The sequence below is a fragment of the Jannaschia formosa genome, assembly GCF_003340555.1.
Taxonomy (GTDB): Bacteria; Pseudomonadota; Alphaproteobacteria; order Rhodobacterales; family Rhodobacteraceae; genus Jannaschia; species Jannaschia formosa.
Map to the genome: position 1 here is coordinate 108,390 of NZ_QPLJ01000013.1, position 8,359 is coordinate 116,748.

The 8,359-nt window shown below is 70.8% G+C and carries 7 protein-coding genes; 1 reads left to right on the forward strand and 6 read right to left on the reverse strand.

Annotated elements, in window-relative coordinates; genetic code table 11:
• Window positions 1-6: 6 nt before the first annotated feature.
• The 6 genes from DR046_RS14340 to DR046_RS14365 are packed head-to-tail and all read right to left on the reverse strand — an operon-like array spanning window position 7 to window position 7,516.
• Window positions 7-2,091, reverse strand: coding sequence for a phosphotransferase (locus DR046_RS14340; protein ID WP_167767119.1), 2,085 nt, complete (start codon window positions 2,089-2,091; stop codon window positions 7-9).
• Window positions 2,075-3,892, reverse strand: a complete 1,818-nt coding sequence (locus tag DR046_RS14345) for an ABC transporter ATP-binding protein (RefSeq protein WP_115383081.1) — start codon at window positions 3,890-3,892, stop codon at window positions 2,075-2,077. Before DR046_RS14345 ends, DR046_RS14340 begins: the two co-directional genes overlap by 17 nt.
• Window positions 3,889-5,034: a glycosyltransferase family 4 protein gene (locus DR046_RS14350; RefSeq protein WP_115383082.1), complete on the reverse strand. Its 1,146-nt coding sequence runs from the start codon at window positions 5,032-5,034 to the stop codon at window positions 3,889-3,891. The genes DR046_RS14345 and DR046_RS14350 overlap by 4 nt, the downstream gene beginning before the upstream one ends.
• The gene (locus DR046_RS14355) at window positions 5,034-6,275 is read right to left on the reverse strand and encodes a glycosyltransferase family 4 protein (RefSeq protein ID WP_115383093.1); all 1,242 of its coding nucleotides are present in this window, start codon (window positions 6,273-6,275) and stop codon (window positions 5,034-5,036) included. Before DR046_RS14355 ends, DR046_RS14350 begins: the two co-directional genes overlap by 1 nt.
• 11 nt (window positions 6,276-6,286) lie before the next feature.
• Window positions 6,287-6,793, reverse strand: coding sequence for a hypothetical protein (locus DR046_RS14360; protein WP_115383083.1), 507 nt, complete (start codon window positions 6,791-6,793; stop codon window positions 6,287-6,289).
• Between the two features lie 12 nt (window positions 6,794-6,805).
• Window positions 6,806-7,516 (reverse strand): glycosyltransferase family protein, encoded by a 711-nt coding sequence (locus tag DR046_RS14365; RefSeq protein WP_115383084.1) that lies wholly within the window; start codon window positions 7,514-7,516, stop codon window positions 6,806-6,808.
• A 334-nt stretch (window positions 7,517-7,850) separates the two neighbouring features.
• On the opposite strand from DR046_RS14365, the gene DR046_RS24870 reads away from it, so the two are divergent.
• Window positions 7,851-7,991 carry a hypothetical protein gene (locus DR046_RS24870; RefSeq protein ID WP_370816265.1) on the forward strand — a complete coding sequence of 47 codons (141 nt, stop codon included), beginning with the start codon at window positions 7,851-7,853 and terminating at the stop codon, window positions 7,989-7,991.
• The last annotated feature ends 368 nt before the right edge of the window (window positions 7,992-8,359 follow it).

Genomic DNA, 8,359 nt, shown 5'->3' on the forward strand with positions numbered 1-8,359 from the left:
ATTGGATCAAACCACCGCCCGTCGGCGCGTATACATGTTGCGTGCAAGCTGCGTCCGGCAAAGTTCGGCGATCACCGGAATCGTGCCGCGGCGCTCTGCGAAGCGCCGGGCGATCGAGACGTGCCGGGCGAGAGAAACCCAATGGAGCGCGTCTATCCTGCCCTCGCAGGGTAGGGCATTGCATTGGACGTAGCCCTCGAGAAAGGCCGCTGAGAGATCCCGATAGAGCGCCGGTTCGGCGGCATGCCTCAGCCCCAACTCTGTCAGGTGCGCGAGGAAGTTGCCGATATCGACTGCCGCATCGCCCCGGGCGTGCAGGTCGAGGTCGACGAGCCAAAGCATCACGTCGTCGACGATGACCTGGTCGAAGTAGAAGTCGCGGTGGAGCCCAACCTCCGGGGCGGGCGGGAGCGACGAGAGGCATTCGGCCGCGCAGTCTGCCAGATCGCCGTGCGGTCCGTCGGCTACGGCACGGCGCAGCACGGCCAGTTCATCGTCCAGCGTCCAGCGCCGGTCAGACTGGGGCGCGGTCGCGTGCAGCACGGCGAGGGCACGTCCGGTTCGACGCATGGCGTCCGCGGCCTTCGCGCCGCCGATCAGTGCCCCGAGCGGCGTTCCGGGCACCTCGGCCTGGAACCAGACGGGCGGAACGTCCCGCGTGCCCAGCACGGGCGGAACGGCCACGCCCTCGCGTCCATCGAGCCCCGCGGCGCGCATTCCCGCTTGCACGCGCGGCGCGGTCCGATCGGGCCCCTTGGCGCGCAGCTTTCCGAGCGTGGCCCCATTCGGGCCGTCATGGCGGATCAGCGCCCGGCGTCCCGGCTTGAGCCGCAACAGGACGGGATCGCCGGGGCCTGCCGGACGGCCGGGTGGACCGGCATTCCGCTTCAGGGCCCCCGCAAGGTTCGCCGTCACGCGGGCGGGAGGTGTGTCCAGCAGCGCCTCGACCCGGATCAGCACCTCTTCCGCCTCGTGGTCCCAGTCGGGACGACGCGCCCGGAATCCTTCGGTCGTCAACGCCAGCAGGGCGACGGCGCGATGCGCGGCGATCTCGGCGTCCTCGGCCTGGCCGCCTGCGGCGCGATACCCCGCGACGAGCGCCTCGCCGCGTGCATCCGTGCCATCGGCGCCGCGCACCGCATCGCGGTCGAGCGCCGCAAGGGCGCTGCCCAGATCGCGTGCGGGGGGCCCGACCGCTACCCGGTCCCAGTCCACGAGGGCCGCCTCTCTCCCGTCGAGCACCACCTGGTCGACCGAGAAGTCGCCGTGGATCACGATCTCGCTCCTCATCTCGATCGCAGGCAGACGCGCGACGGCGACGGATGCGCGTTGCCGCAGGCCCGGCAGCAGAAGGCCGATCGCATCGCCAAGCATCTGCGGATCGGCTGGGGCGCAGCGCGGTAGGCTGCGCGGCGAGACCCTATGGGCCCGGGCTAGGGCGCGCCCCGCGCAGACGAAGGCATCGAGCGGAGCGTCTGCCTCTAAAGTCGTGCCGGGCGTCCAGCCGACGACCACCGCGTGCCGGGCGGGGCAGGCGCTCAGCAGGCGCGCCCCGCCCGCGGCCTCGCAATGCACCGCGCCCGCGCGGGCGCGCTCAAAGGCGGCGGCGCCGTGATGGAACTTCACGACCGCGCGCGGCCCCTCCGGGCCATCGGCGCGCAGAACCACGCGTCGTCCGGGCTTGAAGCGCAGCAGGCGCATGTCGCAGGCGGAAAGTCCCAGCTCGGCCAGGAGTCCGGATCGGGCGCCCGGCCAAGCCAGAGCCCGCGCGCCCTCGGGGCGGATCAGGGGCAGCGGCAGCAGAACCGAGCACTCACCGTCCAGGAAGACGGCGCGCTTCGCCCATTCGGAGCGCAGGCGCAGTTCTGCATAGCGCTCGGCGCGATAGGTCGCGGCGACCCAGACAGCCGGGCTTCCATCTTCCGGCACGAGGCCCGCGACGCAACTCGTGGAGGGCTTGTAGAGCAGATAGGACATCCGCATCCGCCCCAACCCTGCGCGCCCCGCCAGCGCGGGCGCGTCAAGCACCCCTGACAGGCCGGGAAGCGCCGGGTCGCGCGCTGCGAGGGCCTCGTCAGCAGGCGAGAGCATGGGGCCGTTCGCCGCGCTGGCGGGCATGGGCGGCGGCGAACCAGCCGCCCGCCTGGAGGAGACGCGCGGGCCGCCCCGCCTCGACGATCCTGCCGCCGTCAAGCACCACGACCCGGTCGCAGGCCGCCGCGAGAGCGAGGTCATGGGTTATGAGAAGCGTTGTCCTCCCTTCCGAAACTGCGCCAATGGCCTCTGCGACCATAGCCGCGGACTTCTCGTCGAGGCCGGTCGTCGGCTCGTCGAGCACGAGGATGGGCGCTCGGCGCAGCAGCGCGCGCGCGAGGCTCAGGCGCTGGCGCTGTCCAGCCGAGAGCGAGCCGCCGCGCTCGGCCACCTCGGCGTCGTAGCCGCCAGGCATCGCGGCGATGAAGTCGTGCGCCGCCGCAGCACGGGCGGCAGCCCTGATCTCCGCGTCCGAGACCTCATGCGCGAGGCCCAGCGTCAGGTTCTCGCGCACCGTTCCCGAGACGATGAGGGGCTCCTGCGGGACGAGCGAGACCTGCGCGCGCAGCGATGCGAGCGTCATGTGGCGCAGGTCGATGCCGTCGGCCGTCACTCGACCCGCGCCTGGATCATAAAGGCGCAGGACGAGACCTGCGAGCGTCGACTTACCCCCACCGGACGGGCCGACGAGAGCGACCCGCTTGCCCGCCGCCAGACGCAGATCCAGCCGGTGCAGCACCGGCGCGCCGCCTGGATGAGCGAAAGAGACCCCCTCGAAGGCCAGCGAACCCGTCAGCGCGGGAGCGGGCGGGAGCCAGGGCCGGTCGCGTACGGCGTCCTCCTCGTCGAGGAGCGCGACGACCCGCTCGCCGGCTGCGAGCGCCTTGGCGAGGCGCGCTGCGTATTTCGCGTAGGCACGCACCGGGCGGAAGGTGTGCTTGAGATAGGTGACGAAGATCAGCAGATCGCCCGGCGTGATGCGGCCCGCCAGGACCTGCCTCGTACCGAAGAACAGGATCGCAGCAAGGCCGAGCCCCGCCAGCACGTCGACCGAGCGCTCTAGGCTTGCGGCCAATCGGGCCCCGCGGATGCCTGCCTTCATGTCGCCGTCGTTGGCGCCTCCGAAAGCCTGGGCCGCGCGCGCCTCCAGTCCGAGGGCCTGAATCGACCGGATTCCCGCCAGGGTCTCGGTCGAGGTCGAGGCGAGGTGCCCCTGACGCTTGCGCTGCGTCCGGCTTACCTCGCGGATGCGGCCCGTCATCAGGCGCGAGACCAGCACCAGGACCGGCAGCGGCGCCAGCGCCACGAGCGCGAGCCGCCAGTCCAGCCAGACCATCACGCCGACCATCCCCGCGAATATCAGGACGTTCGCCGCCAGGGGCATGGCCGCGGTCACCATCACCTCCTTCAGCATGCCGACATCGCCCACGAGCCGCATCGTCAGGTCGCCTGCCCGGGACCGGGTGTGGAAGCCGAGCGACAGCGACTGGAGATGGCGGAAGAGGTCCGCGCGCACCCGCGTCAGCACGCGGTTGCCCACAAGGGCAAAGCCCATCGTTGCAAGGAACTCGAACATCGCCCGCAGCATCACCGCTGCCAGCAGCCCGACCGCGCACAGCGTCAGCACTGTCATCGGCTCCCATCCCGCGAGCGCGGGATCGCCAGAGGCCGACGGGACGACCGTGTCGATGACGAACTTCAGCGCCCATGGCTCGGCCAGCTTGGCCAGCGTCGAGAGGATAAGCGCCAGCACTGCCCCCGTGAGCACCAGCCGGTGGCCGCGCAGATAGGGGGCCAGCCGGCGCAGGACGCGGCCTAGACCCGGCAGGGTCTCGGACAGGTGGTCGGGCCGGCTCATGCGGCGGAGCGTGCGGGCGCGACACGTGCGAGCACGCGAGCGGCCACCCCGTCCCAGGTGTGATGCCGCAGGACGTGGTCGCGCCCAGCCGCGCCGAGAGCGCGGCCGCGGTCGGGCGCATCCGCCAGCCGGCGCAGCGCACCGGCCAGCGCATCCGGGTCGCCGGGCGGGACGATCAGGCCCGTGCGATCGTGGGCGACGATGTCAGGCAGGTGCCCCACGCGCGTGGTGACGACCGGCAGGCCCGCAGCCATGTATTCGTAGATCTTTAGTGGCGAGAAGTAGAACGCGTCCGACGCGCCGTAGGGCGCGCATCCGACATCCATTTGGGCTAGCGCGGCAGGCACCTCGCGGGCGGCCAGCATCCCGGTCAGTGTCGCAGCCTCCGCGCAGCACAGTTCGGCCAGCAGGGCCTCGACGGCCGGGCGCTCCGGCCCGTCCCCCACGATCAGCAGCCGCGCCTCGGGGCGGACCGCACGCAACCGTGCGAAGGCGGCGACGAGCAGGGACAGTCCGTGCCAGGGCTTGAGCGAGCCGAGGAAGCCCACGGTAAAAGGTCGGGCGGCCAGGGGCGCGGGTGCGGGGAAGCGAGCGGGATCGACTGCGTTCGGCACGACCATCGCCGCGCATGCACCCATTGCGCGGGCATGGGCGGCGACTGGCTCCGAGACGGCCGAGACGAGCCGGGCGGCCCGCATCGCTCGGGCGACGGAGGCCCCGGCCTCCTCCCGCAGGACCAGGGTTCGGTGCGCAGCCTGCTCGTCGAGGAGCGGCGCATTGATCTCGAGCACCGAGGGCACCCCCCGCGCCTCTGCCCATTCCATGGCGGCGTGGGCATAGAGCGCATGGCGCTCGTAGACGAGATCGGGGGCGAGCGCGGCGAGCGCGTCCTCAACGTCGGCGTTCGCTGCCAGGAGGCGGCGCGCGCGATCCTCGGGAGTGCCCTTCGGTGCAGCGGGTAACGCGACGGCATCGACGTGGACGAGGTCGGGCGGCGGCGTCCCCTCGAGCCGCGGCGACAGGACGGTGATCCGCAGCCCGCGGCGGGCGAGTGCGCGCAGCATCTCCTGGACGTGAACGGACGCGCCCTTGGTGCCCCAGACGGGGATGCCTGGGTCGGTCGAGACGTATGCCAGGTGCATCAAGCGGCCTCCTGCCGGCCCGCCCGGCGCTGGATCGCTTCCGCCCAGTGCCCGCGCAGCGCGGAGGCGGCGGCGGCCACGTCGAACTGCGCCTCGATCAGCGCCCGGGCACGGACGGAAAGGTCGCGGCGCTGCGTGACGTCAGCGACCAGCCGCGTCAGCGCGGCGGCCAGCGCCTCCGGATCGGCCTCGGGCACCAGAAGGCCCGTCTCGCCGTCGCGCACCAGTTCCGGAATGCCGACCACATCTGTCGAGACGACCGGCAGGCCGATCGCCATCGCCTCCAGCAGGACCGTGGGCAACCCGTCGCGGTTGCCGTCGGAGCCCACAATGCAGGGGCAGGCCATCACGGCCGCCCTGCGCATCAGCGCGATCACCTCGTCCTGTGGACGCGGACCCTCCAGGCGCACCTGCCCAGACAGGCCGCTGTCGGCGATCTGACGGGCGAGGTCGCCCTGCTCTTCGCCGTGGCCGACGATACGGCAGACGGGCGCGTGGCCGGCCTCGGCCATCAGGCGTAGTGCCTCGATCAGGATGTGGAAGCCCTTCTTCTCGACCAGGCGGCCGACAGCCAGGATCTCGCGCGCTTGCGGATCGGGTGCGGCATGGGCGAAGCGCGCGAGATCGAGCCCGTTGTAGACGCGCGCAAGTCGCGGGTCCGGGCCGAACGTCTCGCGCAGGTGGGCGAGGTTGTAATCCGAGACCGTCACGCAGACATCCGCGTCGCGCAGCTTGAGGTCGAGCTGCTGGGGCGCGTCGTAGTCGTGGTAGATGTCCTTGGCATGCGCGGTGAAGCTGTAGCCGATGCCGGCCATGGCGGCGGCGAGCCGCGCCACCGAGGTCGCCACCGTCCCGAAATGGGCATGCAGATGCACGAGGCCTCTGCGGCGTACCATCACCGCAAGTTCCAGCGCCTGCGCCACGTCGCGCCCGTCGGCGATGCCGTCGATCCGCTCCAGCACGGCCCAGGCCCCGGGCAGCTCGCGGCGGGCGGCGTCGAGGCGCTGCCATAGACCCTCGCAGCCAGAGAAGCGATCCTTGAGGCGCATCACGGGTGCCCGGACACGGCCGAGCATGTCCTGGAAATGCGTCTCCTCGACGTCGCGCAGGGCGAAGATTTCCAGCTTCTGGCCCGCGGCCTCGTGGGCCAGGATCTCCGAGACGACGAAGGTCTCGGAGAAGCGGGGATACCGCTTGAGCACGTAGCCGACGGGACCGACTGGTGAGAAAAGGGGCGGCATGTTCGTTTCCATCACGCGGCGCAGGTTGAGGTTTCGGGCGTCTGGCACATGGCGGCGACCATCCGCTGCACGCGGGCGAGTCCGTCCATGTCCGGGGCGTGCCCGGCGCGTGGGACAGGGGTGGCCATCCAGGCGCCTAGGGTGTCCGGCGTCAGATCGCCCGGCAGCAGCATCGAGACGAGACCGCGCGCGGCCAGCCTCTCGGTGCGCATGACCTGCTCGCGGCGCGGGGCGCAGCGCGGCACGATCAGCGCGGGCGGCGCCAGCGCCAGCATCTCCATCGTCGTGTTGTAGCCGCCCATGCCGATCAGGCGTACGGCGCCCGCCATCACGCCGATCGGCTCGCGCAGGAAGGGCAGGACGGTGAGGTCGTGACGCCTCCGAGCCAAGGCTACGACGGCGTCCTTCTGCTCGGGCGGCATCTGCGTGCCGGTCACCAGCACGCCGCGATGACCCTCTGGCAGCGGCGCCCGCGCGAAGGCCTCGCAGAGCGCGAGCCCATCGCGCCCGCCCCCCACCGCGCAGAAGACCTAGGGCCTTGGATCAGCCGCCAGCACCGACATGCGGTCGGCCCCGGCCTGCGCGGCGTCGCGCCGGCCCGTCGGGTCGAGATAGCCGACATGCCGCGCGGCCGCGCCGAGGCCGGCGCCCATTCCGCAATCTGACAAGATGTCGTAAACTTCCGGATCGCCGTAGATCCAGACGTCGTCGTAGAACCGCCGCACCGCTTCGAACCCGCGCTGGCGCAGCCATTGGCGGCGAACCGCGGCGCTCTCGTCGATGACGTCGCGCAGGCCGAGCACGATACGGGCGCGGCCCTGGGCGCGCAGGGCCTTCAACGTGGCGTCGAGTTCGTACTGCGCGCCGCGCGGCACGTTGTCGACAATCACGAGGTCGGGATCGAAGCCCTCTGCGGCGCTGCGGATCGTTCGCGACCGGAGCGCCGCGAGCCGTGCAAGGTCGCGTCCCAGGTCGCGCGGCCGGTAGCTCCCGTCGCCCTGCTTGGCATAGGCAGGCAAGGTCAGGCAGTCGACGCCCGTCGGCATCGCGAAGCTGCCCGCCTCACGCATGCCCCCGACCAGGAGGATCTCCGGCTGCGGCTCGATCTCGGAGAGGGCTGCCGCCAGCAGCAGATTGCGGCGCAGATGACCGTAGCCCAACGTGTCGTGGGAATAGAGCATGATGCGCAACGCGCGGCGTGACGAGATCGGCCATGCCTGGACGATCGGGGAATGGAACATGCAGGCGGTTCCTCGTCGGTGTCCGCGTCGTCGGACCCGGATGGTTGTCACGAAACTTTCAGCACCACGTCACAAAACCGTTGCATCCGATGGTGGATGAAAGCGGCCGCAAATGGAAGGAATCGTGGCTGAGTAGTGGCGCGGTGCTCGGAATGCGTTGAACCTGCCGATTGTTCGAACTTCTGCCCGCCTTGGGTCAATACGCCGTAGGAGTGAGCGTTCTTCGCACACCGGGTTCCGTCAGCCGCCGCGCCGGCTGGCTGTTCCCATCTTTCGCCCTGGCGTGGGAAGCCGCCCAAAGACGAAGCCCCTGAAGTCGAAGCCGGGTCAGGGCGTGCCTATCGAGACCGTGACGGAAGGGCCTGGCGGCGCCTTCCCCGGCCATCATGGCCGCCACGTCCTGTGTCCCGAGGTCATTCCTGCTGAGCTGGAAGGGGGCAGTCATGACCAACTCAGAGAAAGCTGGTGCTCCTAAAAGCTTCGTCGCTGCCGACGCTTTTCCCGCCCCCAGTGCCGCCCAGCATGTTCCAGACGAGAACAAGCATTCCGGACCGGCCCGCGTCGGGTTCGTCCCCGGCAAGCCCCTTTGCGTCGAGCTGGTCGCGGCAGACGGAAGCCGGGAAATGCTGTGGCAGGGGGAAGTTACCTGGACGCCATGCCGAGGCGCGGGAGCGGGCGAAGGCCCTCGGATGCGACGTGATCCGGCCATGCGCGGCGGGAGGGGGTCACGTCCGTCAAGCTGGTGTAATTTCCCGGATGGCCTGAGGGCATGATCAGGCGGCTTTCGTTGTGATGCTGAGAATGGGGTCGATCTCCTCTGTGTCGATCCGGGCGAAGGCCTCA